The following is a 25399-nucleotide window of genomic DNA, read 5'->3' on the forward strand; positions in this document are numbered from 1 at the left end:
AGAAAAACTACGCTATGATTTCCATAATACTTCTAGCCGGATTCGGGATTATTAACCTCTTCACAGGATTCCTGAAATCTAACAGAATAATGCTGCCACTGGTATTGTTCTTCCTGGCGATCGTGTTCGGGGTGAACCTTTTCAGCTGGAACGATCCGCAGAGCTATTTTAACAACATGATGACCATCGATAATTATGCGGTGGCTTTTACAGGCATCATGGTGCTCTCTACCTTACTGATTCTACCCTTCTCGCAGCGTTATGTAGCCGATCAGGACGAGAACCTGGCCGAATACTACTCTTTGCTGCTGTTCGCCTTAATGGCCGGCATCATGATGGTGAGCTTCGAAAACATGATCATGCTCTTCCTCGGCATCGAGATCATGTCCATTAGTATGTACGTACTGGCAGGAAGCGACAAAAAGAGACCCCGCTCAAACGAGGCATCTCTCAAATATTTCCTGATGGGCTCTTTCTTTACCGGATTCCTGCTTTTCGGAATTGTTCTGATTTATGGCGCTACCGGCTCCTTCGATATTACGACAATTGCCGGCACTGCCGTTGGGGCCGACGGAATAGACAACACCATGTTTGTGGCTGGCCTGCTCCTTACTATTATCGGTATTTCGTTTAAGATATCTGCTGCTCCTTTCCACTTCTGGGCGCCAGATGTGTATGAAGGCACCCCGACCCTGTTCACTGCCTTTATGTCTACGGTAGTGAAAATTGCCGGTGTGGCAGCCTTTTACAAATTATTGAATGCCGGCTTTGCCTCTTCCTACAGCACCTGGTTCCCAACGCTGATCGCGATTACAGTACTCACTCTGGTTGTAGGCAACATAGGTGCCGCCGTACAAGGTAATATAAAACGCATGCTGGCCTACTCCAGTATCTCGCACGCAGGTTATCTGCTAATGTCCGTGATCGCCTTTAACGAGCGCTCCGAGCAGTCTATCTTCTTTTATTCGCTGGCTTACTCTGTGGCCACCATCGCAGCTTTCGGTATCCTAAAATTGGTCACGGTGCAGCGCGAAGACGAGTCATTTGCAAGCTTTAACGGCCTGGGCCAAACCAACCCGCTGCTAGCCTTGGTAATGACTGTATCGATGTGCTCGCTGGCAGGCATTCCGCTCACAGCAGGGTTCTTCGGCAAGTTTTTCATATTCACATCGGTTTTAGAAGACAACAGCCTAATTTGGCTGGTAGTGGTTGCTGTGCTTTTAGCAGCTGTCGGCATTTATTATTACTTTAAAGTGGTAATTGCCATGTACATGCAGCCTACCGGAAATTACGAGCGCGTACGTGTAACCAGCCTCGCCTCTTTTGTGCTGATCTTTATGACAGTTCTGACGATATTGCTTGGCCTGGCTCCGGCCCTGGTAAGTGATTTGATCTAAATTTGATTGACATATTTACAGAAAGGCTGCTTCGGAAGAGGCAGCCTTTTTGTTTTATCTGGCGGTCAGTGTCTTCCAGACCTGTGAGGGCTGACACCAAAAACAGCAGCGCCTGCCATTGATCATCAATGGCAGGCGCTGTTTATATAGTCTTTAGTCTAACGTCCTGTGTCTAGTGTCTCCAAAGAGCTACTTCAGCTTTATCTGCAGCTCATCCAATTGGGCATTGGCGATTGGAGCAGGCGCATCAATCATCACATCGCGGCCGGAGTTGTTTTTAGGGAAGGCGATGAAGTCGCGGATAGAGTCGGCACCACCAAAAAGGGAACATAACCTGTCAAAACCGAAGGCGATGCCACCGTGCGGCGGCGCGCCGTATTCGAAAGCGTTCATCAGGAAGCCGAACTGTGCTATAGCTTCTTCTTTCGTAAAGCCGAGCAAGCTGAACATCTGCTCCTGCACCCCACGGTCGTGGATACGAATAGAGCCTCCGCCTACCTCAACCCCATTAATCACCATATCGTAGGCATTAGCACGAATGGCACCCGGATCAGAGTCGATCAGGTGCAGGTCCTCTGGCTTAGGCGAGGTGAAGGGGTGGTGCATAGCGTGGTAGCGGTTGGTTTCCTCATCCCACTCCAGCAGCGGAAAGTCCAGCACCCACAGCGGCGAAAATACATTCTTGTCGCGCAGGCCCAGCTGCTCGCCTACCTCCAGGCGAAGCTCGTTCAGGGCTTTACGGGTTTTGTCTTTTGTACCGGCCAGAATCAGGAACAGGTCACCGGGTTCCGCTTCGAAAGCGGCAGCCCAGGCCTGCAGGTCTTCAGGAGAGTAAAATTTATCAACAGAAGATTTCACGCTGCTGTCTTCACCTACACGCGCATACACCAAACCGGTAGCGCCAATCTGCGGACGCTTCACAAAGTTGGTCAGCTCATCGAGTTGCTTGCGGGTGTAGCTGGCTGCGCCTTTGGCGTTGATGCCTACAACCAGTTCCGCATCGTCAAACACTTTAAAGCCTTTGTTCTTCACCAGCTCGTTCAGCTCCACAAACTGCATCCCGAAGCGGGTGTCTGGTTTGTCGGAACCGTAGAGGCGCATGGCATCGGCGTAGTACATACGTGGCAGCTCGGCTATCTCCACGCCTTTTACTGCTTTGAACAGGTGGCGGATAAAGCCTTCGAAGGTGCTCAGGATATCTTCCTGGGTGATAAAAGCCATTTCGCAGTCGATCTGTGTGAACTCCGGCTGGCGGTCGGCGCGCAGGTCTTCGTCGCGGAAGCATTTTACGATCTGGAAATAACGGTCGAAGCCCGACACCATCAGCAACTGTTTAAAGGTCTGCGGCGACTGTGGCAGGGCATAAAACTCGCCCGGGTTCATGCGCGAAGGCACCACAAAGTCGCGGGCACCCTCTGGCGTGGACTTGATCAGCACCGGCGTTTCTACTTCAATAAAATTGAGGCTGTCGAGGTAATTGCGGGTTTCGCGCATCATGCGGTGGCGCAGCTCCAGGTTACGGCGCACCGGCGTGCGGCGCAGGTCCAGGTAGCGGTACTTCATGCGCAGATCGTCGCCTCCGTCGGTTTCGTCTTCTATCAGGAAGGGCGGCAGCTTGGCAGGGTTCAGCACCTCGAGTTTCGTTACCTTCACCTCAATGGCACCGGTGGGAATTTTATCGTTTTTAGAGAAGCGCTCAATTACCTGGCCTGTGGCCTGTATCACAAACTCGCGGCCAAGGCTGCGAGCCTGCTCAAACAGCTCTGGAGATGTTACGCCCTCTTCGAAGCTGAGCTGTGTAATGCCATAGCGGTCGCGGAGATCGATCCAGAGCATGCCGCCTTTATCGCGAAGGCGTTGTACCCAACCGGTAAGGACTACTTCTTCGCCAGCAACTTCGAGCCTGAGTTCACCGCAGGTATGTGTTCGGAGCATATATCTTATAAATTATGTAATGCAAGTACTATAACTGGTGCAAAGGTAATAATTTGTAAGATGTTGGCTTGCTAAATTAATGGTTAAATTGCTGTATTGTTAAATTGCTGTTTTAAAGCTGCAGGCATTGCCGCTACAGGTGCAGGAGCAGCAGCATAAAAAGCTGCTCCGGAGGGCTGTTTTTATTAGAATAATTTGGTATGGCAGGTTCAGGTATCAATGGTGCCCTTTTAGAAACACAACCACTTGATAGTTAAAAGTTAAATTTAGCGTTCACTCATTCGAAACTCATTGCCAAGTTGTGAAATTCCCTAATCAACCATTTAACCATTTAGCAATCAACATACAGCAGCTAAATTATTTGAATGAAAGCACCCCTCCAGAGTGGCAGTAGCTGTAGCTCCTGGTGCTGCTGCTAAAAGGTAAAGAAGTAATTCAGGAAGAAATTCCAGACGAAAACGATAATGGTGGCCCCCAGTTTGGATTGGTAAAAATTGATTCTGGCCTTATCAGAAAACAAGTACAGCAGGAGCGTATGAAACACCAGCCCCAGCAGCGCCACCGACATAAATTTGCTGAATTGCCAGCCTACCTCCTGGTCGTGGTTATGGAATGTCCAGTAGCGGTTTAGGAAGAAATTATTTGTTACGGCTATCACAAAACCCATGGTGTTGGCCATATACTTGTTCCATAGCAGCTTCTCTTTGGCCAAGTGAGTAACGCCGAAGTCCAGTGCAGTACCCGAAAGCCCCACCAATCCAAATTTCATGAACTTTAGTAAAATTACATCTGTAGGCTCAACCATACCGGAAAAAGGATGAAAGTAGAATTTAAAGTTACCAGCCTTGCGACTATATGTGTTGGCAATAAACCCCGAAATATAGCACAAATCGGGCACAAGAGAAAAGCCGGAAGTTTATAATGCTAACACCTCCGAAAATACACGGCCCATTTACAGGAGGCGTTCCGTAAAAAAAGCAACGGCAGCTACAGAAGGTAACTGGCAAACACTGAAATACCGGTTGCCGCAAGCCACACAGCAGAAGCAGCTACCTGAAAGCCAGGCAACTGCTTCTGCTGTTGTACGCGCAAATTAGCTGTGCTTATTTAAACAAACCACCCAGTTTGTCGCTCAGGCCTTTGGTTACTTTATCTTTCATGCCAGCGCCAAACAGCCCCATTACGTCCAGCTTGCTCAAGCCATCGCCTGTAACCTGTCCGCCAAATTTCTGCATCAGGAACGAGATTACAAACGGCCCTACCTGCTTTGCCATCTGATCCGGAATACCCAGTTTAGAGGTCAGGTCACCGACATAGTTGTGGATGATGCTGTTAACGGCCGGATGGTCGCCTACTGCTTTTTTGCCCTGCAGCAAATCCATGATACCGCCAAAGTCACCGTCTACGGCTTCCTTTTTCAGCCCCTCCGTCAGGTTGTCCTTGGCCAGGTCTACGGAGCGGTTTGCTTTGTCGGGCTCCAGGCTAAATTTACTTTGCAGCTCCCCGGTGAGCTGGCCCTTTACTTGGTTTATTATTTTATCCAGCATAGTAGTATTATATATGAATAATGTGTTGCAGGCACTTTTTTGCACCTGTTTCTGTTTAGCTTATATAACGGGAACCAGAAAAAGAAGATTTTAAAGCACCAAAAACCAACCTTTAGCCTTATACAGACCATTTCAAACAGATTTTCTATATAGTAAAGACTGTTTATATGCAGGTCAAAGCATAATTGGCAAAGTAATTGCATCCGCAGCTTGAAGTTTTCCTGCTACCGGAATTTAGAACTTTGCCTACTAAACCTATGAACTTTCGTTACCTCACCTTCCTGGTTATTATTTTAATTGCTGGTGCAGCCTTTTCAAACACCAAGCTCAAAAAAGTGAACATCACCAAAGAAATAAGTGTGATGCTGCCACATGATTTTTTGCCCATGCCAGATGACGGCATTGCCCGAAAATACCCGTCTACCACCAAACCCCTTGCTGTGTACTCAAGCCCCAACGGGCAGGTGGACTTTAGCGTGACCCAGAAGGCCACCCCGTTCAGGGAGGGCGACCTGCAGATGATGCGCGAGTTTTACAAAGCGGCCATTATTGAGAAATTCACGAAAGTAGATTTTATAAGAGAGGAAATAAGCACTATCAAAGGCAAAGACCACATTGTGTTTGAGTTTGTGTCTACGCTTGAAGAAACGCGTCAGGGCAGTAACCTGGCACCGGTGCAGCGCTATAGCATCATTCAGTATGCCGTAGAGGGCAATCAGGTGTATATTTTTACATTCCATGTACCTTTTACGCTGAAAAAGAACTGGCAGCCCACCGCCCAGGAAGTGATGAATTCGATAAAAGTGAAGTAAGGTTTCTTTAACTACATAGTTTAGAAGTCGCTCCTGCAAAAGGAGCGGCTTTTTTTATACCTTCGGGAAAAACAGCAGCAAAACCCCATGGCAATTTTATCTATCCACAGCGATGAGTATTTTATGCAGGAAGCATACCGGCAGGCAAAAAATGCCCTGGCAGAAGGCGAAATACCGATAGGAGCCGTTATAGTATGCAACAACCGCATTATCGCCAAAGCTTATAACCAGACCGAGAAGCTCAACGATGTAACGGCCCATGCCGAGATGATCGCCTTTACCGCCGCCTCGGAGTACCTGGGCAACAAATACCTGCACGATTGCACCCTGTACGTGACCGTGGAGCCCTGCGTGATGTGTGCCGGGGCCAGCTACTGGGCACAGCTCAAGCGGGTGGTATATGGCGCAGCGGAGCCTAAACGGGGTTACAGAAGGCTGGGCGTAAACCTGCTGCACCCAAAAACCGAGATGGTGAGCGGCATTATGGCCCAGGAGTGCGCCGAACTCATGACGACCTTCTTTACAAGTAAAAGAAATTGACTATATTTGAGGCAGATATTTTTAATGCAAACGTACGCGCGATGAAGTGCGTATGTAATGTTACACATATAAAATTATAAAGAAACTATGGCTTTTGAACTTCCAAAACTTCCGTATGCTTACGATGCCCTGGAACCACATATCGATGCTCGTACCATGGAGATCCACCATACCAAGCACCACCAGGCATATACCACCAACCTCAACAATGCCATTCAGGGCACTGACCTGGAAGGTAAGTCTATCGAAGAAATTCTGACCAGCATTCCGGCTGATAACAAAGCGGTTCGCAACAACGGCGGCGGTTTCTACAACCACAACCTGTTCTGGACAGTGCTTTCGCCAAATGGCGGCGGGCAGCCTTCCGGCGAGTTGGCCGATGCCATCAACTCCGCTTTCGGTTCTTTCGATCAGTTTAAAGAGAAATTCAATGCGGCTGCTGCTACGCGCTTCGGTTCAGGCTGGGCCTGGCTTTGCGTGAAAGACGGCACGCTGGAAGTATGCTCAACCCCGAACCAGGACACGACCATCATGCCTTTCGCAGAAGGTTGCGGCGGACAGCCAATCCTGGGTCTTGACGTTTGGGAGCACGCCTACTACCTGAACTACCAGAACCGTCGCCCAGACTACATCAGCGCTTTCTGGAACGTGGTGAACTGGGACGAAGTAACCAGACGCTTTAACGAAGCAAAATAATATAGGTAGATGCAGATGCTAAACACGAAGTTTTAGTCATCATTTTCTAACCCGAAAAGCCCTGCCCGAAACGGTGGGGCTTTTTTTATGGGCACAGGATTTTCTTTAATCCTAAATCTTGATCAACAGCAGCAGACGACCTGGATAGGCTAAATAATTGCTGGTTGTTGGTTGTTGAATGGTTAAATGGCTGGTTTGGAGATTTGAAGCCGAAGTACTACGCTTAGACTTGAAGAACTCCTGCCAGGTGTAGTTTCTAACTACCTTTGCTTCACCGAAGCAAAGGGTACGCCTGGTATGATTTTCAGCTTTTGCCTTGCCCATTACTGCTTTTTTCGCTGCTTCAGGCAGTGAGGTTAGCCGGAGAGGAACCCATATAAAAAGAGCGTAGCCGGAAACTACGCCCTGTGAAGAAGAAAAAGTCCTGCGTCTTGTGTCCTTTTTCAGCAGCAGGAGCAGTGCCTCCGGAGGGCCATTTTCATTGGCATAATCTGGCTGCCGCACACAAAAACAGAATTCTGCGGCACCTGCCTTTGCCCCTTCCCCGGAAAATAGGCAACTTAGCGCCCGCTTAACCCGCTGCCGCCCCATGCTGTTCAACTCCTTCGAGTTCCTGGTCTTCTTCCCTTCCGTGGTGCTGCTCTACTACCTGCTGCCCCACCGCCTCCGCTGGGCCCTGCTGCTGGCGGCCAGCTACGCCTTCTACATGTGCTGGCGCGTGGACTACGCCCTGCTGCTGGCCTTCTCCACCCTCATCGACTACACCTGCGGCCGCATGATGGGCCGCCACCCCGACCAGCAGCGGCACAGGCGCAAGCCCTGGCTCTGGCTCAGCCTCGTCTCCAACCTGGGCATCCTCTTCGCCTTCAAGTACCTGGACTTCTTCAGCTCGGCCGCCAGTGACCTGGCCCGCCTGCTGGGCCTGGACTACGCCGCCCCCGCCTTCGGGCTGCTGCTGCCCATGGGCATCTCCTTCTACACCTTCCAGACCATGAGCTACTCCATCGACGTCTACTACGGCCGCATCAGGCCCGAGCGCCACCCGGGCATCTTCGCCCTCTTCGTCACCTTCTTCCCACAGCTGGTGGCCGGGCCCATCGAAAGGGCAGAAAACCTGCTCACACAGCTCCGCCAGAAACACGAGTTCAACTACCAGCGCCTCACCGACGGGCTCAAGCTCATGGCCTGGGGCCTGTTCAAGAAGGTCGTCATCGCCGATAGGCTGGCCCTGATGGTCAACCAGGTCTACGCCGACCCCGCCGACTACCAGGGCATCCCCCTGCTCATGGCCACCGGCTTCTTCGCCTTCCAGATCTACTGCGACTTCTCGGGCTACTCCGACATGGCCATCGGGGCGGCGCAGGTCATGGGCTTCCGCCTGATGGAGAACTTCCGAAGGCCCTACTTGGCCAAGAGCATCCGCGAGTTCTGGGGCCGCTGGCACATCTCCCTCTCCACCTGGTTCCGCGACTACCTCTACATCCCGCTGGGCGGCAACCGCGTGGTCCGCTGGCGCTGGTACTACAACCTCTTTCTCACCTTCGTGGTCAGCGGCCTCTGGCACGGGGCCAACTGGACCTTCCTGGCCTGGGGGGCGCTCCATGGGCTCTACCTGGTGCTGGAGGCAGCCACAGCCTCCGGGAACGGACCCAAACCAGATTATCCCAATAAAAAAGGCCCTCCGGCGCTTAAAAGGCTCCTGCAGGTGGGATCCACCTTCGCCCTCGTCTGCCTGGCCTGGATCTTCTTCCGCGCTGAGAACATCGCCGAGGCATGGTATATCCTGTACCACAGCTTTTCAGGGTTTTCCAGAAGCCTGGAAATTATGATGGACCCAACCCATGACCTGCAGGTGGCTTACCGCTTTCTGGGATATTCGCGCGCCACGTTTCTGCTTTCGCTACTGCTGCTTAGCGTGTTGCTGGGGGTGGAACTGATGCAGCGACAGCAATCGTTGAGACGGCGTTTAGCGGCTGCCCCAGCTTACTTGCGGTGGTCGGTCTACAACCTGGTTGTGGTGGCGCTGATCCTCCTCGGCGTTTTTTCTGACACAGAGTTTATCTACTTTCAGTTCTGACCTATGCGAAAACTGCTTCTGAGAATCCTGGTCTTTCTGTGTACCCTGCCGGTAACGTACCTGCTGGCAATAGCCTTCCTGATTTTCACTAACCTACACAACCTGTTCAATGTCAGGCTGAATCCGGTTGGTGCGGGTAGCACGATGGTCCGGCTTCAGGAAGCGGCACAAGCCGGGCCGGTTGATTTTTTGTTTGTCGGTTCCTCGCATGCCTACAGAGGTTTCGATCCGCGTGTTTTTGCGGAGGCTGGCTACAGCTCTTTTAACCTCGGCACCACAGCTCAGAGCCCCATTAACTCCTACTACCTGCTGCGGGAACACCTGGCGCACCTGCAGCCAACCTACCTTGTAATGGATGTGTACTGGGAAGTGCTGCAGGAACAAGGCGCGGAGGCTAACATAGATCTACTGTCGAATGCGCCGCTTAACCGAAACATGGCAGCGATGGCCCTTGCCACAAAAGATGTGAGCGTTTTTAATACGCTCGTAGCGGCAGCCATCAGAGGAATAACGGCACCGCTCCGCCAGGCAGAGCCGACACTGGAGCCAGAGGAAGGCTACATCTCGGGCGGCTATGTTGCGGCCAACTACACACATCAGCAGGCAAACCTGAACAAACTCAAAAGCGGCGAGGCAGCACTCAACCCGCTTCAGTTGCAGTACCTGAAAAAGATTATGGAGCTGGCTCGCCAGCATGGGACTACTCCTATTTTTGTAACCGCCCCGGTCACCAAAGAGCACAAGGCCTCTGTCCTGAACTACAGCACATTTAAAAAGCACCTGACTACGGTACTACAACAGCACAACCTTACCTTGCTCGACTTTAATGAAGGAAAATACGCCCTTCCCCTTTCCTCCGAAACCGATTTCTACGACCATCACCACCTGACCCAGGCCGGTGTGACCAAGTTCAACAGGTTTTTCCTGGAAGTGCTGCAGAGGGAGAAGCTGCTTTTATCGTTAGAAATAAGGCGATAGCTCCTGAGGAGCAGTGCCTCCGGAGGGCCATTTTCATTGGCATAATCTGGCTGCCGCACACAAAAACAGAATTCTGCGGCACCTGCCTTTGCCCCTTCCCCAGAAAATAGGCAACTTAGCGCCCGCTTAACCCGCTGCCGCCCCATGCTGTTCAACTCCTTCGAGTTCCTGGTCTTCTTCCCTTCCGTGGTGCTGCTCTACTACCTGCTGCCCCACCGCCTCCGCTGGGCCCTGCTGCTGGCGGCCAGCTACGCCTTCTACATGTGCTGGCGCGTGGACTACGCCCTGCTGCTGGCCTTCTCCACCCTCATCGACTACACCTGCGGCCGCATGATGGGCCGCCACCCCGACCAGCAGCGGCACAGGCGCAAGCCCTGGCTCTGGCTCAGCCTCGTCTCCAACCTGGGCATCCTCTTCGCCTTCAAGTACCTGGACTTCTTCAGCTCGGCCGCCAGTGACCTGGCCCGCCTGCTGGGCCTGGACTACGCCGCCCCCGCCTTCGGGCTGCTGCTGCCCATGGGCATCTCCTTCTACACCTTCCAGACCATGAGCTACTCCATCGACGTCTACTACGGCCGCATCAGGCCCGAGCGCCACCCGGGCATCTTCGCCCTCTTCGTCACCTTCTTCCCACAGCTGGTGGCCGGGCCCATCGAAAGGGCAGAAAACCTGCTCACACAGCTCCGCCAGAAACACGAGTTCAACTACCAGCGCCTCACCGACGGGCTCAAGCTCATGGCCTGGGGCCTGTTCAAGAAGGTCGTCATCGCCGATAGGCTGGCCCTGATGGTCAACCAGGTCTACGCCGACCCCGCCGACTACCAGGGCATCCCCCTGCTCATGGCCACCGGCTTCTTCGCCTTCCAGATCTACTGCGACTTCTCGGGCTACTCCGACATGGCCATCGGGGCGGCGCAGGTCATGGGCTTCCGCCTGATGGAGAACTTCCGAAGGCCCTACTTGGCCAAGAGCATCCGCGAGTTCTGGGGCCGCTGGCACATCTCCCTCTCCACCTGGTTCCGCGACTACCTCTACATCCCGCTGGGCGGCAACCGCGTGGTCCGCTGGCGCTGGTACTACAACCTCTTTCTCACCTTCGTGGTCAGCGGCCTCTGGCACGGGGCCAACTGGACCTTCCTGGCCTGGGGGGCGCTCCATGGGCTCTACCTGGTGCTGGAGGCAGCCACAGCCTCCGGGAACGGACCCAAACCAGATTATCCCAATAAAAAAGGCCCTCCGGCGCTTAAAAGGCTCCTGCAGGTGGGATCCACCTTCGCCCTCGTCTGCCTGGCCTGGATCTTCTTCCGCGCTGAGAACATCGCCGAGGCATGGTATATCCTGCAGAAAATTCTTCTGAACGTTCCTGAGGAATTGCTTAACCTTGTGCAGCAGCCCAGCCGCATAAGTCAGGTAATACTTTATGACAATTACACTAAATTTCTTTTCATGCTCCTGATGCTGGGTGTGCTTCTCTCGGTGGAGGTGTTACAATCCAGAATGCGCATCAGGGCTTATCTAAACAGGCAGCCAAGGGCGCTACGATGGTCGTTGGCTTACCTGCTTATTTTCACGATTCTGTTTTTTGGTGCCTTCAATAACAATGAATTTATCTACTTCCAGTTCTAAGCCGAAGCTCCAGGCAAAAGAGTACCGAAAGCTGCCGGGCATGCTGGTCTTTTTTGCTGTGCCTGCTGTTTTGCTCTTCCTTCTACAGCTAGCTACGCAGTATGGCATAGAACACACTACTCAGGGGGAGGTAGGCAAGATAAACGGCCTCATGAACCACACCATCGACACCGAGATCGCCATTTTCGGTTCTTCGGTGGCGCAGGTGCATTTCGACCCAGCCATTATAACGGCTGCTACGGGTAAGAAGAGTTTTAACTTCGGTATAGATGGCACTACACTAGCACAGTACCATGGCCTGCTCTCGGAGTTTCTGCAATACTCAGATGTTGAAATTATTGTGCTGGCCGGAGGTTATGGCGAACTGGCGGTGCGTGACCAGATTTATGAGCTTTACAAGTTCAGCCATCACCTCGACAAGCCTAACGTTTACAACAGCCTGTACCCGCTCGATCCGGAACTGGTCTGGCGAACGAAGCATGTGCCGCTTTACGGCTATATTATCTACAACAAAGATTATTATTTAAGCGCGTGGAGAGGCTGGCAGGAGTATTTTTCTGACCGGAAGGATTTTCAAGGTAAAAGAGGCTACGAGCCACAGGATAAAACCTGGGCAGCAGCCCCTGCAAAAGAAAACACGACAGGCGTAGAGGCAGAAATAGACCCTAAGAATGTAGCACTGTACCGGCAAATAATTCAGGAAATAAACATCAAAGGTAAAAAGGCGGTGCTGGTGCTGACGCCGATTTTTGCGCAGCAACAGCACAACATCCGGAACATGGAGAAGCTACGCAGCATTTACAAGGAACTGGCAGGCACAGAAAACTACTTCTTCGATTTTACCCAAAGCAACATCTGCCAACGCAAAGACTTCTTCTATAACAACACCCACCTGAACAGGCAGGGAGCAAGCATGTTTTCCCAAGAGTTTGCCAAGAGGCTCCAGAAGCTAACGAACTAGCTTTCTTCTGTAATCTTTCACTTTCCGAAATGGCTCTTCTTTTACTGGCTGTTTAGCATCATTTTAATTTCCTGACTAATTTTAGTAATATAGAAAGCTGATTTAGCCTTTGCTCCAATGGAAATACTCTTGCTTTTGCTTCTTGTCGTGCTCGTTTTCTGGTTTGGGAATAGACTCCTGACGAGGGTTGATCAACAATCGCTGGAGGTTCGGTACCTGAATGAAAAAATACAGAAACTGCATGAGCAAGTAGCGCAGCAGGGCACCAGAACAACAACACCTGCACCTCCACCCGCAACAGAACCCATCGCAACATCTATACGGCCCGTTACGCCGCCACCAGCAGCTACACTACCTCCTCCAATGCCTGCTCCTGTTGCAACTCCAAAAGAGCAGCCGCTGCGGGAGCCGGCAATTCCAAGGGTGCACGTACCGTCCCCTTCCATGGCGGCTTTTACCGCTGCTGCCCCCCCTTCCGAAACCGTAGAAGCACCAGTAGAAATGCCTTCAGAAAGCGTATTCTCAAACTTCAGGAAGAACCTCGATTGGGAAAAGTTTATCGGCGAAAATCTCATCAACAAACTGGGCATCGCTATTCTGGTGCTGGGCATCGGTTTCTTCGTAAAATATGCCATCGACCAGGACTGGATAAACGAGGTAGGGCGCGTGGCGATCGGTATTCTGGCGGGTGGCATTTTGCTGGGCGTGGCGCACCGGCTGCGGCAGGAGTACAAAGCCTTTAGCTCCGTGCTGGTGGGGGGCGGTATGGCCGTGCTGTACTTTACCATTGCCATTGCTTTTCATGAGTACCAGTTGTTCAGCCAGACGGTCGCTTTCCTGATCATGGTGGTCATCACGGGCTTCACCATTTTGCTGGCGGTGGCTTACGACCGCATGGAACTGGCCGTGCTGGCGCTGATTGGTGGCTTTGGCAGTCCGTTTATGATCAGCACCGGCGAAGGCAACTACATCGTGCTTTTCACCTTCGTACTCATCCTGAACCTGGGCATACTGGTGCTGGCCTACTTTAAAAACTGGAACCTGCTCAACATCATCGCTTACTTGTTCACGATCATCCTCTACGGCGGCTGGCTCACTACACGTGTGGTGGGCGAAACAGATCCGCCTTACATCGGGGCGCTGGTGTTCGCCACTATTTTTTACCTGGTGTTTTTCCTGATGAACATCATCAACAACCTCCGGGCACAGCGCCGCTTTACGGCTCCTGAAATTATGATGCTGCTCAGCAACACCTTTCTCTACTACTCGGCGGGCATGTATGTGCTGCAGCAGGTGGCAGGCGGTGCTTATCAAGGCTTGTTTACAGCGGCCATTGCCATGTTTAACTTCGGATTTGCCTACCTGCTCTACCAGAACCAGAAGGCCGACCGCAACCTGGTGTACCTGCTCATCGGGCTGGTGCTTACCTTCCTGAGTCTGGCGGCTCCGGTGCAGTTGGAGGGCAACTACATCACACTTTTCTGGGCACTGGAGGCGGTGCTGCTGCTATGGCTCTCGCAACGGTCGGGTATTGCGCTGATTCGGGTTGCCTCGGTGACGGTGGTGGCGCTCATGTTCGGCAGCCTGCTCATGGATTGGGCGCAATACAACCAGGATTACACAGTGCCGCTACGGGTGGTGCTGAACAAGCTGTTTGTAACCGGCATAGTGGCCGTAGCGGCACTGGCAGCTACGCTGTGGCTGCTGCGCCGCGAGCAGGAACTGGTGCTGATCCGGCTGCTTCCTGCTTCGGACTACCGGGCCATGGTGGGCGTGCTGCTGGTGATTTGCCTGTACCTGACACTGCTGCTGGAGCTCCGCTACCAGCTCATTCGCTTCGACCAGCCTTACAGCACCAGCACCTTTATCTTGGCATTTTACAATTACCTGTTCCTGGTCGGGCTGCTGCTCTTCTCAAAGCGCCTCTACCTGCAAAAGCTGACCAATGCTATTGCCGGGCTGGCCGTGTTAGCCATTGTAGTGTACCTGGTGCTGCTGCACCCCACCGCCATGCTTGCCCGTGATCTGTATTTAACTGAACCTGGCGAAAAGCTGAGCAGCTTTACCTGGCACTACCTGCCACTGCTGGTAGTGGTGCTGCTGCTGGCACTGCTGCTCCGCCTGGTGCACCTGCAGGTTGGCCTCAAAAGTAAAATCGGGAAAGGCGCTTTGTGGTTTGCAGGTTTTGTGGCGGTGTTTATACTGAGTGCAGAGTTGGAGCATCTGGCCCTGATCTCCGGCTACAGCCCCGGCACCAGCCTTGAGGCACAGCTCTCTCAAATTCGTAAGATCGGTTTCCCTATTCTCTGGGGCGTTTGCTCTTTTGCCTTTATGATGATCGGGATGTCGCGGAAGCTGAAAACGCTGCGCATTATCTCGCTATCGCTGTTCTTCCTCACGCTGCTCAAGCTCTTCCTTTTCGATATCAGGGGCATATCAGAGGGCGGTAAGATAGCAGCCTTTATCTGTTTGGGCGTTATTCTGCTCGTGGTGTCATTTATGTACCAGAAGCTGAAAGTGTTAATTTTAGAGGATGATGCCAACTCCGCTGTTTTACCAGACACACCTGCCGATGCACCTCAGTCGTAAGCTTCTGCTCCTGCTGGCACTCTGGTGCGGTGGCGTGGCACAAGCTGTCGCGCAGGAGTACAACTGGCAGGCCACTGTACCGGCACCCGCTCAAAGCGGTTACCACAGCATCCTGCTCTCCCCCGAAATTACGGGTCAGTTGCAGCAGGACCTGGCAGATATCCGCCTGTATGATGCGGCTGGGACAGAGGTGCCTTACCTGCTGCGCACCGAAGAGCCGGTGCAGTACCGGAAGCTGTTTCGCCCGTACAAAATCGTGTCGTATACCCACCGCGCCGGCTGCTGCTCCGAACTGATTATTACCAACCAGGAGCAACAGAAGATCAACAACATCAGCCTGCTGATCCGGAATGCCGATGTGCAGAAACAGGTAGCCCTCAGCGGCAGCGACAACCAGCAGGACTGGTACGTTCTAAAAGCAAAAGACCTGCTCTACGCCATCGAAAACACACAAGGCACCACCGAAGTCAAGCTGCTCAACTTTCCGCTGAACGACTACAAATACCTCCGGCTCGTGCTTAACGACTCCAGCAGCGCCCCCCTTAACATCATAAATGCCGGCTACTACGACACGCATCCTGAAAGCGGCAAGTACACTCTTATCCCGCAGCAAGGTTTCTCCCGCACCGACAGCGCCGCTACTAAAAAGACGTACCTGCGCCTGCAGTTTCCGCAGCCGGTGTACCCGGAGCGGCTGGAGTTTGAGATCAACTCGCCGGCGCTGTACTACCGCCCTGCCCGCCTCCTCACCAAAACAGAGAGCAGCACCGGCAGGCGGCGTGGCTTGTTCCGGAAGCAGAAGCGAAGGCTGCAGCAATCCGCTACTTCTCTCCCCTTTACCCTCAGCTCCAATACACCCGCCACCGTAGAGCTGCCACGCAGGCAGGTGGAGGAACTAGTCATAGAAATCGATAATGCCGATAACCCTCCACTGGATGTAGCGGCTGTAAAAGCTTACCAGCTTAACCGCTACCTGGTAGCCAACCTGGAAGCAGGCAAACCCTACACCCTGCAGTTCGGCGACGAAAAAGCAACGGCACCAACCTACGAGCTACAGCATTTCAGAGCAGATATTCCTACAGACGCACCGGTGTTGGAAGCAGGAGGCACAACCGCGCTACAGGCAGCAGCTAAATCCACCAAAAAGCCCGCTTCCAAAATATTGATCTGGGTAGCTCTGGCTATTATACTGGCTGGCTTAGGATGGATGACGGTGCGGCTGCTGAACGAGATGAAAAAACCGTAGTCGCAGCCCGCACGGCTGCTCATGACCTCATGCATATGCTGGAGCAGCAGAGGTCTCGGGAGGTCAGTTTTGATTAGAATAATTCAGAACTCTGCTCTAGGTATCGTTTGCTGGTGCGAGCTTGTAGCTGGTACTTTCAAAACATTTGATTATTCGAAATAGGCAAAACCAGGTTATTAAGAGCTGAATATTTACAATCCTTAGTACAAAAAGAAATATGGTACGAGCTACAAGTTCGCACCAGCGGGCTAGAAAAAACGATCAACTCTCGCTGTGCGTAGTTTCCGACTACGCACAACGGTTAAGAATCAAAATTCTGAACATTCTTACATTCTGTAAATTCTTAGGTAGGGCCCTATATAAAGCTTCAGACAAAAAAGAGCGTCTTGAGTCCTTTTCAAAGCAGCAGCAGAACCTCCGGAGGGGCAATTTGATTAGAATAATTCCCAAAACATTCTGCCAATCCTAAAACCTGTAAATCATTGGGACAGGGCCCCTATACAAAGATCCAGGCAAAAAGCATTACCGCTGGGCTAACTGGTTTGCTTTGTAGGTAGCAACGCCGGCATCCAAGAACTTGACGAAGTTCTCCACACTCAGGTCATAGGCGATGGGTTTTACCAGCACGTTCTCGTTTTCGTCCATCAGCACATAATACGGCTGCGCGTTTACGTTGAATTTCGTGATCTGGTAATCGGCGTATTTCCTGCCCAGGGTTTTCTTCTCTTTGTTGTCGTAGCTGCTGGTGTACCACTCCTCTTGCGGCAATTCGGTTCTATCGTCTACATACAAGGCGGCGATTATGTAGTTCTCCTTCAGGCGGCGCAGCACCTCCGGGTCAGACCACACGTTGGCTTCCATTTCGCGGCAGTTCACGCAGCCGTGGCCCGTAAAGTCGATAAAAATGGGCTTGCCCTGCTCAGCGGCACATTTCTTTGCCTGCTCCAGATCGAAATACCCCTGCAAGCCATGCGGCAGCGACAGGAAATCGCCATACTTGGGCGGCTCACATACCTGGTTGGCTGAAACGGCGGCCATGCTGCCTCCTCTCTGCCTGATCAGCGCATTCAGGTCGAAGTCGTGGGTAGATTGGGGGGGAAGGTAACCGGCGAGCGCTTTGAGCGGTGCGCCAAACAGGCCCGGAATCATGTACACCACAAAGCCGAACGTAGCTATGGCCAGGAACAGGCGCGGCACGCTCAGGTAAGGCAGTTCAGAATCGTGCGAGAACTTGAGCTTGCCCAGCAGATAAAAGCCCATCAGTGTAAAAATCACGATCCAGAGCGCCAGGTAAATGTCGCGGTCCAGGATGCCCCAGTGGTAGACCTGGTCGGCAATGCTCAGGAACTTAAGGGCAAGCGCCAGTTCCAGAAACCCCAGCACCACCTTCACGGAGTTCAGCCAGCCACCAGACTTCGGCAAGCTGCTCAACCACGACGGGAAAATGGCAAACAAGGTAAAGGGCAGGGCAAAGGCAAGCGAAAAGCCAAACATCCCCATCACTGGCCGTACCGTCTCGCCACCCGCCGAAGCCACCAGAATACTGCCTACAATAGGCCCGGTGCAGGAAAAAGAAACCAGCACCAACGTAAAGGCCATAAAAAAGACGCCAACCAAGCCACCTCTGTCAGCCTGAGCATCTACCTTGGTCAGAAAGGAACTAGGCAGCGTAATCTCGAACAGGCCGAAAAAGGACATGGCGAAAATCACGAATACGGCAAAAAACAGCAGGTTAGGCAGCCAGTGCGTGCTGATAAAATTAGCCCCATCTGCCCCAAACAGCTTTGCCACCACAGTGCCTATGAGCGTGTAGATGGCAATGATGGAAAGGCCATAAATGCCCGCCTTGAAAATTCCCTGGCTGCGGCTGCCTCCATTGCTGGTAAAGAAGCTGACGGTCATCGGGATCATCGGGAAAACGCAGGGAGTTAGCAGGGCGCCTAATCCGAAGATAAACGCCACCAGGAAAAACGCCCATAAACCGCCTTCTTCTGCTTCTTCTACAGGTTCGTCACCTTGTAAGGGAGCAGCCGGTACTGCAGGTTCTGTTGTGGCAAGGGCAGTCTGTCCTGTGTTGCCGGTAGCCGAGGCCATGGCAGCAGTGTCTTCGGCCACCTCAGCTTGCCCACCCGTGATGGCGGCAGAACCAGGCGCAGGAGCCTGTGTTTCAGTTCCCGGCGCAACGGCTGGCTGCCGTACTTCTGATGGTGTAGTGGAGGCAGGAGCAGTTCCTGGCGCCGGCGAGGCAGCGGCCGTTACCTGAATCTGGCTGGTGCTGAACGTGAAGTCATCGTCGAATGGTATGCATTTGCCCGTTACATCGGTGCACACCTGGTACTCGTACGTTCCTTTTACCAACAGGTCGGGCTGCAGCACTTTTACCTTTTGCCGGAACTGGGCCGTGCCTACAAAGTAGGTGTACTCCCCATCCCACAGGTCATCGTATTTCTTTTTAGGATTAACGGGTTTAATCTTCCCTACCAGTTCGTACGACGGGTGTTTGGCGAAGCTGAACTCCGTGACCATCGGCCCCAGGTCCGGGTCGAAGTCAGTGGAGTAGAGGTACCAGTCTTTATCGATGCGCACGTTGAAGATGAGTTCTACCTCCTCGCCTACCTTCACCTGCTTCTTAGAAACATCGTAGCTCCAGGAGGCTGGCTTAAGTACCTGCGCCTGCGCCGGCAGTACTATAGAAAGTAGCACCAGCAGGGCCAGCAACTGCCTTAAGACAAATATCTTATTCATGTGTATTAATCTGTAAAATAACGTAGCAGCCCCTGCCACTAGGCATGAGCCTCAATCCTGCACATTACCTTTCCCCGCTTTATCTCAGGCAATAGGCATGTGTGCTGATATAATTAAAATTATAGTGCAAAAGTACGGATTTTAAAACAAAGCTGCCTATTCCTGTATGTTAACAGCGAGTAATGGATTGTTGTTCCTGGCATGGTACTCTCTAAACGGCAAACATCCGGAAACCTGTATTTTCAGATCATTCTTCTTTTGGTAGCTACATACCAGGTGGCCCTCTTTCTATTTGGGAAAGATCATGCAGCCCCTGCAATTCTTTTTTGCTATTCACTCACGAAAGCATTAGCTTCACCCTGTTAATTTATCCCATTACTTACAAGCCCTGAATTTTGTATCAAATCAGGAATATTTAATCAATTATTTTTTATATATTTCTAAACAGTTAGCAAAGTAAGATAGTCTGGAAAAGAAATGTGTGGTTTAGGAATGTCATCCCTTTAGGAGTGGAAACCTGACTTTCTTTCCTGGTTAGCAATAGCACAGTTATTTAGATCATTTAAATAAATCATTCCTTCCAAGACACGCTTCAGTATAGGCTTGTAAGCTGTTTCCTAAAGGGATAATGTGTAGAAAACACCACTCATTTATCCTGGCAGGATGCCAACGAGTTGTTTAAAACCGTTTAAGCACCCACAGCGAAGTCAATTACTGATTTCCTGCCTAGTGTCTCATAGTAAAAAGGCGCCCAAGGGCGCCTTTTTAATTTTATATCCGGAAATATATTAAAATAAATATGCTCTTTTGCTGCACCAACGGGCAACCAGCCTGTTTTAGAGTTCAAATAGCATACACTTAATAGTAAAAGCACGTATTTTAGTTAAATTTACAGCTTTAGCAGCGCCTTACAAAGCTGCCTCCCATATGGCCTTAGATATCTTTATTACCATTTTACTTGTTTTCCTGAATGGCTTCTTTGTTGCAGCCGAGTTCGCCATTGTGAAGGTAAGGTCTTCTCAGATAGAGCTGCGTGCCCAGTCCGGGCACACGCTGGCCAAGATGGCGCAGAATATGCTGACCCACCTCGATGCTTACCTCTCGGCTACCCAGTTGGGCATTACCCTGGCCTCACTGGGTCTGGGCTGGATTGGCGAAAGCGTGGTTTCGCAGGTTATTATCAATATCATGGAGTCGTTTGGCTATGTGGGCAGCCCGGAGCTGGCGCACAAAATAGCGCTGCCAATCGCCTTCGCCCTTATCACGGTGCTGCACATTGTGTTCGGCGAGCTGGCCCCTAAGTCGCTGGCCATACAGCGGTCTGAGTCTACTGCCCTGGCCGTGGCGGTGCCCATGCAGTTTTTCTACTTTGTGTTTAAGCCGTTTATCTGGCTGCTCAACGGTTTCTCCAACTTTATTCTTCGTGCCATCGGCATCCGACCGCTGCATGGGGCCGAGGTGCACTCGGCAGAGGAGCTGAGGCTGCTGTTTGAGCAAAGCCGGGAAGGCGGCGTGATACACGACTCGCAGCACGAGCTCATAGAGAACGTGTTTCAGTTTAACGAGCGCATGGTAAAACAGATCCTGGTGCCCCGCACCAAGATGGTGGCCGTAGACATAAACATGCCGGTAGAGGAGCTTATGGAAGTAATCTTCAGCGAAGGCTACTCCAGGTTACCGGTCTACAACGGCAACATCGACAATATTGTAGGGGTGCTCTACGTAAAAGACATCCTGACCCAACTGCGCCTGAACGAGCCGATCGAGCTGTCGAAGCTGATCCGGCAGGCTTACTTTGTGCCCGAAACGAAAAAGATCAGCCGCCTGCTGAAGCAATTCCAGAAACGCCACATGCACATGGCCATTGCCACCGACGAGTTTGGCGGCGTGTCGGGCATCGTGACCATTGAGGACATTATAGAGGAGCTTGTGGGTGAGATACAGGACGAGTACGATGAGGAGGTGCCTATTGTAGAGCAGCTCAACGAATATGAGTACAAGGTAAATGCCTCCGCCTCTATCACAGACACCAACGACCACCTGCCGTACCCGCTCCCTGAGGGCGAAGACTACGAAACAGTAGGCGGACTGGTGAACATGATCTACGGCCAGATACCGGAAGACATAAACGACACGGCCATTTTTAACCAATACGAGGTTAGCGTGCTCGAAAAATCGGAACGCAAGGTGGAGTATGTGCTCCTAAAGGTGCGCGACGAGCTGCAGGAGAAAACAACCCAAAGCTCCACGTAAAAATCTATGATACGCCCATACGCCAACTCCGACCAGGAGAAGCTTGTGGAGCTTTTAAGGCTCAATACGCCTGCATCCTTTGCCGCTTCAGAAGAGCCTGATTTTCTGGAGTACCTGGCGCATCATTCTCAAAACTATTTTGTGGTGGAAGATGCCGCTGAAATAATAGGTTGCGGCGGCTTTAACTGGTTCGACAATGGCAAAATTGCCCGGCTATCCTGGGATATCATTCACCCGGCTTTTCAGGGAAAAGGAATAGGCAGGGAACTGACGAAGTTCAGGGTCGAACAAATTAAACAAAACCCGGCCGTAAGGCTACTCTATGTCAGAACAAGCCAACTGGTGTACCCCTTTTACCAGAAGCTCGGATTTACGCTGGAAAAGACCGAGAAGGATTTCTGGGCAGAAGGCTTTGACCTGTACCAGATGAAACTGGACATTATCTGAACACTCTGTGAAGCGTACCCACGCCCCGGGGCATGGCATGCACATTGGCATCAGCCTTTAAACAGGCTGGTTTACAGAACCTAAACTGCCCCTGTGAACCAGCTGCTGTACATCACGTATTTGTTTGCCAGACTTTCCAGGCCCGCTTCCTGCTCATCGCTCATCCGTTTTACCTTTTTGGCAGGAGTACCGGCATAGATAAAGCCAGATTCGCAAACCGTGTTCTCCAGCACAATGGCTCCTGCCGCAATAATGCAGTTGCGCTGCACCAGGACATTATCCATCACGATAGCCCCCATGCCGATGAGCACATTGTCTTCTATAGCGCAGCCATGTACGATGGCATTGTGCCCGATAGATACGTTGCTGCCAATCGTGGTGGCTGCCTTTTCGTAGGTGCAGTGAATGACGGCGCCATCCTGAATATTGGTTTTATCTCCGATCCGGATACTGTTCACATCTCCTCTGATAACAGCATTGAACCACACAGAGCATTCGTTGCCGAGCATCACATCTCCGACGATGGTGGCATTCTCGGCTATGTAGCAGTCATGGCCCATCTGGGGCTTCTTACCTTTTACAGGAAGTATTACAGGCATATCAAATAAATTTAAAGATCCGGTTAAAATCCACCTGCTGCAGGTGCATGCCAAACAGCCATAATAATGTGCTGGCAGGAACAGCAGCAGGTAGCCTAGCAGCGCTGGCAGCGCCTACAAATAAATTGCAGCAGTTCTTAGCTGCCAGAGGCCACCAGGAACTGCTGCAACAAAACTGTAACGAATTACTTTACAGAAAATTTGTAAACGGAGGTAGTATTATACGTTTGACCCGGATTTAGTTCAGTAGACGGGAATTTGGGCTGGTTCGGAGAATCGGGGAAGTGCTGCGTTTCGAGGCAGAAAGCTGTCCGGTGCTCGTCTTTCACGCCGGTTTTCAGGGTGTTTTTGCCTTCCATAAAATTGCCGCCATAAAACTGAATGCCGGGCTCCTCCGTGAAGACCTCCATTACGATGCCGCTCTGGTCGCCTACCACGGTGGCTGCCTTGGTCATGCCGTCGCCCTGGCTGGTGTTGAGCACAAAGTTGTGGTCGTAGCCTTTGCCAAAGTTGAGTTGCTCATGGTCCTGCTCAATTCTTTCGCCAATCTTGGTCGGCTTTCTGAAATCGAATGGCGTGCCCTCCACAGGAGCAAGTTCTCCTGTCGGGATCAGGGTTTCGTCTACAGGCGTGTAGCGGTCGGCATTGATCTGTAGCAGGTGGTTGTTAATGGTGCCGCTGCCTTCACCGTTGAGGTTAAAGAAGGCGTGGTTGGTCAGGTTCACCACTGTTTTCTTGTCGGTAGTAGCCTCGTAGCTGATTCTAAGCTCGTTGTCGTCGGTGAGGGCGTAGGTTACTTTCACGTTCAGGTTACCGGGGTAGCCTTCTTCCATGTCTTTAGAGAGATACGTCAGTTCCAGGGTTTTGTCGTCTACCTGGCGGGCATCCCATACCATGCGCGAGTAGCCTGTGTCGCCGCCGTGCAGGTGGTTCTGATCATTGTTGGTAGCCAGTTTGTACTCCTTGCCATCTAGGGTAAACCTGCCTTTGGCAATGCGGTTGCCGTAGCGCCCGATGGTGGCCCCGAAGAAGGTGTCAGCCCCTTCGGTAAACGAGTTCACATCGCCAAAGCCAACCACCACATCGCGCATGTTGCCGTCTTTGTCGGGCACGAGCAGACTGATGAGGCGGCCGCCGTAGTTGCTGATGGCAGCCTGCACGTTGTTTTTGTTTTTGAGGATGTACAGGTCGGTTTCCTTGCCATCTATCGTATCCTGAAAGTCTGACCGGGCAGGCAGGGTGGCTTGCTGGCTGCTGGTGGTGGTTTCGGTGGCAGCTGTTTCTTCGGTGGAGGAAGTCTGGTTACAGGCTCCCAGTGTCAGCAAGCCGCCACAGAGCAGGGTCAGGGGTAGTCGGGTGTGGATTTTCATTTTTTAGTCTTATTTGTAGAGATGAAGATACGTGAAGGAAGCCTCTTGCTTCGCTAAATTCAAAATTAAAATTTAAAATCATGCATGATCAACGAAGGACATCCTTAGATGTTTGAACACATGAGGTGATGGCAAAAATTAAGTCAGGTAAATTCCTGCAGCAGCAAAACTACTACTTGTTAGCCAAAATACCACCTCATGAAGCTAATTATTCTAATGAAAAAGGCCCTCCGGAGCGGTGCGCCCCTTCTGGTGCGGCTACGGCTGCTAAACAAATTACCAACGGCCGGGGCAGCCGACGTGGTATCAGGCTGCCCCGGAAATCATGTTACTCGCTGGTTTGCACCACCGGCCAGCCGTCTTTGGTCCAGCTCAGTTTTTCGATGCGCAGCTTAGGGGCTCCGTTGGCTTCGGCATCGTAGCCATGGAAGATGAGGTAATCGGTACCATCAAAATTGTACACCGAGTTATGCCCCACGCCATGCCATTTCTCATCGCCTTGCAGCAGCAGGGTGCCGCCCGCCCTGTTCAGGGGCACGCCCTCTTTGTCTACATAAGGGCCCAGCAGTTTTTTAGACCGGCCCACAATCATTTTATAAGAGCTGTTCACGCCTTTGCAGCAGTAATCGATAGAGGCGAAGAGGTAGTAATATTTGCCTTTCTGGAAGATAAAAGGAGCCTCGATGGCATTACCGCCTGCATCTACCGGATTATTGTCGATGGCCGGAGGATTGGGAGCCGACGGATCTTTTTTACGGCTGGCAATGGTCAGCAGGTTGTCCGGGTTTTCGGCTATGCTTTTTCGGTCTTTGCTGAGTTTCACTATTTTAAGGCCATCCCAGAAAGAGCCGAAACTCATATAGGCTGTTCCTTTCTTGTCGGTGATAATATGTGGGTCTATGGCGTTCCAGTTGGTTTTGCCGGGGTAAGACTGAATAACCTTGCCCTGATCCGTCCATTTGTAGTTCGGGTCGTTGGGGTCCAGCGTAGGGTTGGTAACCAGGCCAATGGCCGAGGTGTTTTTGCCGAACGCCGACACTGAGTAATAGAGGTAATACTGCCCGTTGTAGAAACTAATGTCTGGTGCCCAGATATGGTTCTTAAAATCGGGGATGGTATCTACGACCCATTGCGGCGCTGTTTCGAACACGGGCTTTTCCATCGTCCAGTTCTTCATATCGCCCGACGACCAGTTGGAGATGCCGTGCCCGGTGCTGAACAGGTAGTAACGGTCGCCCTGTTTGGCCATAACGGGGTCGTGGGTTATAATATCCTGCCGCGTTTCTCCTACTTGCTGCCTACCTCCCTGCGCCTGCGCCTGCAGCGCCATACTCGCCAGCAAACACAGCAGCAACAGGCTTTTTAATTTCAACTTCATGGGTATGTTCCTTTCTTATATTTTAATTTACCGCAATTATTCTAATGATTTTGGCCCTCCAGAGCCTCTGGTGCTAAAAAGGACACAAGACATAAAACCTTCTTTAAGAGTTAAAAACTATGAATTCACGGTAAATCGTTCTTTAAAGTCTGCTCAGGTAATTCATCTCCAAATCGGAGAATTTTCACATCTCCAAATTAAAG

General features: G+C 51.7%; 21 protein-coding genes. 12 read left to right on the forward strand and 9 right to left on the reverse strand.

Translation table 11 applies throughout. The annotated features are described in order from the left end of the window. Positions 1-14 precede the first annotated feature (14 nt). Positions 15-1397, forward strand: a complete 1383-nt coding sequence (locus FJM74_RS03175; RefSeq protein WP_187261102.1) for an NADH-quinone oxidoreductase subunit N — start codon at positions 15-17, stop codon at positions 1395-1397. 189 nt (positions 1398-1586) lie between these two features. Here the strand turns inward: FJM74_RS03175 and aspS are convergent, their stop codons facing one another. From aspS to FJM74_RS03190, 3 genes are all read right to left on the reverse strand, one after another. Beyond that, the gene (gene aspS, locus FJM74_RS03180) at positions 1587-3332 is read right to left on the reverse strand and encodes an aspartate--tRNA ligase (protein WP_187261103.1); all 1746 of its coding nucleotides are present in this window, start codon (positions 3330-3332) and stop codon (positions 1587-1589) included. A gap of 415 nt (positions 3333-3747) precedes the next feature. Then, the gene (locus FJM74_RS03185; protein ID WP_241738927.1) at positions 3748-4101 is read right to left on the reverse strand and encodes a GtrA family protein; all 354 of its coding nucleotides are present in this window, start codon (positions 4099-4101) and stop codon (positions 3748-3750) included. A gap of 334 nt (positions 4102-4435) precedes the next feature. Beyond that, on the reverse strand, positions 4436-4879 hold the full coding sequence (locus FJM74_RS03190; RefSeq protein ID WP_187261105.1) for a hypothetical protein: 444 nt from the start codon (positions 4877-4879) through the stop codon (positions 4436-4438). 257 nt (positions 4880-5136) lie between these two features. Here FJM74_RS03190 and FJM74_RS03195 point away from each other — a divergent pair, with 257 nt between their 5' ends. The 3 genes from FJM74_RS03195 to FJM74_RS03205 all read left to right on the forward strand — a co-directional run bounded on the left by FJM74_RS03195 (position 5137) and on the right by FJM74_RS03205 (position 6927). After that, positions 5137-5691: a hypothetical protein gene (locus tag FJM74_RS03195; protein WP_187261106.1), complete on the forward strand. Its 555-nt coding sequence runs from the start codon at positions 5137-5139 to the stop codon at positions 5689-5691. A gap of 87 nt (positions 5692-5778) precedes the next feature. Further along, a complete protein-coding gene (locus FJM74_RS03200) occupies positions 5779-6231 on the forward strand; it encodes a nucleoside deaminase (protein WP_187261107.1) in 453 nt (150 codons plus the stop codon). Between the two features lie 87 nt (positions 6232-6318). Continuing rightward, positions 6319-6927, forward strand: a complete 609-nt coding sequence (locus FJM74_RS03205) for a superoxide dismutase (protein ID WP_187261108.1) — start codon at positions 6319-6321, stop codon at positions 6925-6927. 111 nt (positions 6928-7038) lie between these two features. Here the strand turns inward: FJM74_RS03205 and FJM74_RS03210 are convergent, their stop codons facing one another. Next, complete coding sequence (locus tag FJM74_RS03210; RefSeq protein WP_187261109.1) at positions 7039-7518, reverse strand: hypothetical protein; 480 nt, start codon at positions 7516-7518, stop codon at positions 7039-7041. Beyond that, positions 7499-8068: a hypothetical protein gene (locus FJM74_RS22310; protein ID WP_241738943.1), complete on the reverse strand. Its 570-nt coding sequence runs from the start codon at positions 8066-8068 to the stop codon at positions 7499-7501. Before FJM74_RS22310 ends, FJM74_RS03210 begins: the two co-directional genes overlap by 20 nt. Here FJM74_RS22310 and FJM74_RS03215 point away from each other — a divergent pair. The 6 genes from FJM74_RS03215 to FJM74_RS03240 all read left to right on the forward strand — a co-directional run bounded on the left by FJM74_RS03215 (position 8012) and on the right by FJM74_RS03240 (position 16404). Continuing rightward, on the forward strand, positions 8012-9004 hold the full coding sequence (locus FJM74_RS03215; RefSeq protein ID WP_317175531.1) for an MBOAT family O-acyltransferase: 993 nt from the start codon (positions 8012-8014) through the stop codon (positions 9002-9004). The two genes, FJM74_RS22310 and FJM74_RS03215, sit on opposite strands and share 57 nt — an antisense overlap. Before the next feature lie 3 nt (positions 9005-9007). After that, complete coding sequence (locus tag FJM74_RS03220; RefSeq protein WP_187261111.1) at positions 9008-9982, forward strand: hypothetical protein; 975 nt, start codon at positions 9008-9010, stop codon at positions 9980-9982. A gap of 144 nt (positions 9983-10126) precedes the next feature. After that, on the forward strand, positions 10127-11608 hold the full coding sequence (locus FJM74_RS03225; protein ID WP_187261112.1) for an MBOAT family O-acyltransferase: 1482 nt from the start codon (positions 10127-10129) through the stop codon (positions 11606-11608). Beyond that, on the forward strand, positions 11583-12569 hold the full coding sequence (locus FJM74_RS03230) for a hypothetical protein (protein WP_187261113.1): 987 nt from the start codon (positions 11583-11585) through the stop codon (positions 12567-12569). The genes FJM74_RS03225 and FJM74_RS03230 overlap by 26 nt, the downstream gene beginning before the upstream one ends. Before the next feature lie 117 nt (positions 12570-12686). Beyond that, positions 12687-15158, forward strand: coding sequence for a DUF2339 domain-containing protein (locus FJM74_RS03235; RefSeq protein WP_187261114.1), 2472 nt, complete (start codon positions 12687-12689; stop codon positions 15156-15158). Further along, on the forward strand, positions 15103-16404 hold the full coding sequence (locus FJM74_RS03240; protein WP_187261115.1) for a DUF3999 family protein: 1302 nt from the start codon (positions 15103-15105) through the stop codon (positions 16402-16404). Before FJM74_RS03235 ends, FJM74_RS03240 begins: the two co-directional genes overlap by 56 nt. 522 nt (positions 16405-16926) lie before the next feature. On the opposite strand, the gene FJM74_RS03245 is transcribed toward FJM74_RS03240, so the two are convergent. Beyond that, on the reverse strand, positions 16927-19149 hold the full coding sequence (locus FJM74_RS03245) for a protein-disulfide reductase DsbD family protein (RefSeq protein ID WP_187261116.1): 2223 nt from the start codon (positions 19147-19149) through the stop codon (positions 16927-16929). A 927-nt stretch (positions 19150-20076) separates the two neighbouring features. Here FJM74_RS03245 and FJM74_RS03250 point away from each other — a divergent pair. Both FJM74_RS03250 and FJM74_RS03255 read left to right on the forward strand, forming a co-directional pair. Beyond that, positions 20077-21402 (forward strand): hemolysin family protein, encoded by a 1326-nt coding sequence (locus tag FJM74_RS03250; RefSeq protein ID WP_187261117.1) that lies wholly within the window; start codon positions 20077-20079, stop codon positions 21400-21402. 6 nt (positions 21403-21408) lie between these two features. Next, positions 21409-21849, forward strand: coding sequence for a GNAT family N-acetyltransferase (locus tag FJM74_RS03255; protein WP_187261118.1), 441 nt, complete (start codon positions 21409-21411; stop codon positions 21847-21849). Positions 21850-21929: 80 nt separating this feature from the next. Here the strand turns inward: FJM74_RS03255 and FJM74_RS03260 are convergent, their stop codons facing one another. The 3 genes from FJM74_RS03260 to FJM74_RS03270 all read right to left on the reverse strand — a co-directional run bounded on the left by FJM74_RS03260 (position 21930) and on the right by FJM74_RS03270 (position 25196). Beyond that, a complete protein-coding gene (locus FJM74_RS03260; protein WP_187261119.1) occupies positions 21930-22448 on the reverse strand; it encodes a gamma carbonic anhydrase family protein in 519 nt (172 codons plus the stop codon). Positions 22449-22633: 185 nt separating this feature from the next. Further along, positions 22634-23818 carry an aldose epimerase family protein gene (locus FJM74_RS03265; protein WP_187261120.1) on the reverse strand — a complete coding sequence of 395 codons (1185 nt, stop codon included), beginning with the start codon at positions 23816-23818 and terminating at the stop codon, positions 22634-22636. A 328-nt stretch (positions 23819-24146) separates the two neighbouring features. Further along, the gene (locus tag FJM74_RS03270) at positions 24147-25196 is read right to left on the reverse strand and encodes an arabinan endo-1,5-alpha-L-arabinosidase (protein WP_187261121.1); all 1050 of its coding nucleotides are present in this window, start codon (positions 25194-25196) and stop codon (positions 24147-24149) included. Positions 25197-25399: the final 203 nt, after the last annotated feature.

The sequence above is a fragment of the Pontibacter beigongshangensis genome (assembly GCF_014332515.1).
Lineage (GTDB): Bacteria > Bacteroidota > Bacteroidia > Cytophagales > Hymenobacteraceae > Pontibacter > Pontibacter beigongshangensis.

Excerpts from the sequence above, each read along its gene's own strand:
- FJM74_RS03175 (WP_187261102.1), top strand. The coding sequence starts at position 15 with ATGATTTCCATAATACTTCTAGCCGGATTCGGGATTATTAACCTCTTC.
- aspS (WP_187261103.1), bottom strand. The coding sequence starts at position 3,332 with ATGCTCCGAACACATACCTGCGGTGAACTCAGGCTCGAAGTTGCTGGC.
- FJM74_RS03185 (WP_241738927.1), bottom strand. The coding sequence starts at position 4,101 with ATGAAATTTGGATTGGTGGGGCTTTCGGGTACTGCACTGGACTTCGGC.
- FJM74_RS03190 (WP_187261105.1), bottom strand. The coding sequence starts at position 4,879 with ATGCTGGATAAAATAATAAACCAAGTAAAGGGCCAGCTCACCGGGGAG.
- FJM74_RS03195 (WP_187261106.1), top strand. The coding sequence starts at position 5,137 with ATGAACTTTCGTTACCTCACCTTCCTGGTTATTATTTTAATTGCTGGT.
- FJM74_RS03200 (WP_187261107.1), top strand. The coding sequence starts at position 5,779 with ATGGCAATTTTATCTATCCACAGCGATGAGTATTTTATGCAGGAAGCA.
- FJM74_RS03205 (WP_187261108.1), top strand. The coding sequence starts at position 6,319 with ATGGCTTTTGAACTTCCAAAACTTCCGTATGCTTACGATGCCCTGGAA.
- FJM74_RS03210 (WP_187261109.1), bottom strand. The coding sequence starts at position 7,518 with ATGGGGCGGCAGCGGGTTAAGCGGGCGCTAAGTTGCCTATTTTCCGGG.
- FJM74_RS03220 (WP_187261111.1), top strand. The coding sequence starts at position 9,008 with ATGCGAAAACTGCTTCTGAGAATCCTGGTCTTTCTGTGTACCCTGCCG.
- FJM74_RS03225 (WP_187261112.1), top strand. The coding sequence starts at position 10,127 with ATGCTGTTCAACTCCTTCGAGTTCCTGGTCTTCTTCCCTTCCGTGGTG.
- FJM74_RS03230 (WP_187261113.1), top strand. The coding sequence starts at position 11,583 with ATGAATTTATCTACTTCCAGTTCTAAGCCGAAGCTCCAGGCAAAAGAG.
- FJM74_RS03235 (WP_187261114.1), top strand. The coding sequence starts at position 12,687 with ATGGAAATACTCTTGCTTTTGCTTCTTGTCGTGCTCGTTTTCTGGTTT.
- FJM74_RS03240 (WP_187261115.1), top strand. The coding sequence starts at position 15,103 with ATGATGCCAACTCCGCTGTTTTACCAGACACACCTGCCGATGCACCTC.
- FJM74_RS03245 (WP_187261116.1), bottom strand. The coding sequence starts at position 19,149 with ATGAATAAGATATTTGTCTTAAGGCAGTTGCTGGCCCTGCTGGTGCTA.
- FJM74_RS03250 (WP_187261117.1), top strand. The coding sequence starts at position 20,077 with ATGGCCTTAGATATCTTTATTACCATTTTACTTGTTTTCCTGAATGGC.
- FJM74_RS03255 (WP_187261118.1), top strand. The coding sequence starts at position 21,409 with ATGATACGCCCATACGCCAACTCCGACCAGGAGAAGCTTGTGGAGCTT.
- FJM74_RS03260 (WP_187261119.1), bottom strand. The coding sequence starts at position 22,448 with ATGCCTGTAATACTTCCTGTAAAAGGTAAGAAGCCCCAGATGGGCCAT.
- FJM74_RS03265 (WP_187261120.1), bottom strand. The coding sequence starts at position 23,818 with ATGAAAATCCACACCCGACTACCCCTGACCCTGCTCTGTGGCGGCTTG.
- FJM74_RS03270 (WP_187261121.1), bottom strand. The coding sequence starts at position 25,196 with ATGAAGTTGAAATTAAAAAGCCTGTTGCTGCTGTGTTTGCTGGCGAGT.